The 1,236-nt window shown below is 63.7% G+C and carries 1 protein-coding gene; it reads right to left on the bottom strand.

Annotated elements, in window-relative coordinates; translation table 11 throughout:
* Nucleotides 1-60: 60 nt before the first annotated feature.
* A partial coding sequence (tuf, locus tag KY389_RS14995; RefSeq protein WP_219831774.1) for an elongation factor Tu occupies nt 61-1,236 on the bottom strand: 1,176 nt, incomplete at its 5' end.

The raw sequence follows: 1,236 nt of genomic DNA, 5'->3' as shown, positions 1-1,236 counted from the left end.
CACCGCCGCAACGCAAGAGGGCCGCCCTTTCGGACGGCCCTCTGTTTCATGTCGCGCGGATCACTCGATGATCTTCGAGACGACGCCGGCGCCGACGGTGCGGCCGCCCTCGCGGATGGCAAAGCGCAGCTTTTCTTCCATCGCGATGGGCGCGATCAGTTCGACCTCGAACTTCAGGTTGTCGCCCGGCATCACCATCTCGGTGCCCTCGGGCAGCTTCACCGTGCCCGTCACATCCGTCGTGCGGAAGTAGAATTGCGGGCGGTAGTTCGCGAAGAACGGCGTGTGGCGGCCACCTTCTTCCTTGGTCAGGATATAGGCCTCAGCCTCGAACTTCGTATGCGGCTTCACCGAGCCAGGCTTGCACAGAACCTGACCGCGCTCGACCCCGTCACGCTCGATGCCGCGCAGCAGCGCGCCGATGTTGTCGCCCGCCTCGCCGCGGTCCAGCAGCTTGCGGAACATCTCGACGCCCGTGCAGGTCGTCTTCTTCGTCGGGCGGATACCCACGATTTCAAGCTCGTCGCCCACGTTCACCGCGCCGCGCTCGACACGGCCGGTCACAACCGTCCCGCGGCCCGAGATCGAGAACACGTCCTCGATCGGCATCAGGAAGGGCTGGTCCACAGCGCGCTCGGGCGTCGGAATGTATTCGTCCACCGCCTTGATCAGCGCGCGGATCGAGTTCTCGCCGATCTCGGGGTCACGGCCTTCCATCGCCGCCAGCGCCGAGCCCTTGATGATCGGAATCTCGTCGCCCGGATAGTCGTAGGAGGACAGAAGCTCGCGCACTTCCATCTCGACCAGTTCCAGCAGTTCCTCGTCATCCACCTGGTCAACCTTGTTCAGATAGACGACCATGTAGGGGATGCCGACCTGACGGCCCAGCAGGATATGTTCGCGCGTCTGCGGCATCGGGCCGTCAGCGGCGTTCACCACCAGGATTGCGCCGTCCATCTGGGCGGCACCGGTGATCATGTTCTTCACGTAGTCGGCGTGGCCCGGGCAGTCCACATGCGCGTAGTGGCGCGACTCGGATTCGTATTCGACATGCGCGGTCGAGATCGTGATCCCGCGGGCCTTCTCTTCGGGCGCGCCGTCGATCTGGTCATAGGCGCGGAACTCGCCGAAATACTTCGTGATCGCCGCCGTCAGCGTCGTCTTGCCGTGGTCAACGTGACCGATCGTGCCAATGTTGACGTGCGGTTTCGTCCGTTCAAACTTTGCCTTTGCCAT

The organism is Paracoccus bogoriensis (assembly GCF_019431455.1).
GTDB classification, from domain to species: domain Bacteria; phylum Pseudomonadota; class Alphaproteobacteria; order Rhodobacterales; family Rhodobacteraceae; genus Paracoccus; species Paracoccus bogoriensis.
The sequence above is the reverse complement of the archived record's forward strand: the minus strand, read 5'-3'. Positions and strand labels throughout refer to the sequence as shown.